The following is a 1018-nucleotide window of genomic DNA, read 5'->3' as shown; positions in this document are numbered from 1 at the left end:
GCACGTTCTCCGGAGCCGGCGATGCGGTCAAGGCTGCCAGCGAGAGCGAGGTAGAGAAGTTGCACGCCAAGATCGGGCAACTGGTGGTGGAGCGGGATTTTTTAACAAAGCCTTCGGACGATGAGCGTGGAGCGGAGGCGGGCGATGGTCGAACCTGCTCACCACCGCCTGTCGATCTCGGCGCAATGCCGCCTGCTCTCGATTGGCCGTTCATCCTATTATTATGCGCCTGTGCCGGAGCCGAAGGCCAGCGTAGCTAAACGGATGAGACGCTGGCGCTGATGACGGTGATCGATGCGACGTTCCTGGACTGCCCTTGGTACGGCAGTCGGCAGATGGCACGTCACCTGCGGCGTGCAGGCCATGAGGTTGGTCGCCGCCGAGCCCGGCGGCTGATGGCGAAGATGGGCCTGACGCCGATCTACCAGCGGCCGCGCACGAGTGATCCGCACCCGCAGCACCGGGTCTATCCGTATCTGCTGCGCAAGTTGGTGATCGACCGGCCCAATCAGGTCTGGTGCGCCGATGTGACCTACATTCCGATGCGGCGCGGCTTCCTGTACCTGGTTGCGATCATGGCCCTTCGACAGGCTCAGGAGGGCAACCCGGAAGGTGCTGGCGTGGCGGCTATCGAATATGATGGATGCAGGGTTCTGCGTCGCGGCGCTGGAGGAGGCGCTGGCTCGCTACGGCAAGCCCGAGATCTTCAACACCGACCAAGGCAGCCAGTTCACGTCGCAGGCCTTCACCACTGTGCTGCGCGAGGCCGAGGTTCGCATCAGCATGGACGGGCGGGGCCGGTGGATGAACAATGTCTTCATCGAACGCCTTTGGCGATCCCTGAAGTACGAATGCGTTTATCTCCACGCCTTCGAGACCAGCTCGGGGTTGAAAGCTGGCCTTGGCCGCTGGATCACCTATTACAACACCCAGCGTCCGCACTCAGGCCTGGCCGGAAAAACCCCGGTCGAGGCCTATCGGCGGATCGGGCAATCAGATCATGGGGGGCATGCCCCCC

1 pseudogene is annotated in these 1018 nt (G+C 63.0%); it reads left to right on the top strand.

From position 1 onward, the window contains the following. Positions 1–1018, top strand: a pseudogene (locus BMY84_RS28945) (IS3 family transposase); the annotation flags it as partial.

Origin of the sequence: Sphingobium sp. AP50, from assembly GCF_900109095.1 — a bacterium.
Taxonomy (GTDB): domain Bacteria; phylum Pseudomonadota; class Alphaproteobacteria; order Sphingomonadales; family Sphingomonadaceae; genus Sphingobium.
Note: the sequence above shows the minus strand (reverse complement) of the source record. Positions and strands in the feature narration are given on the sequence as shown.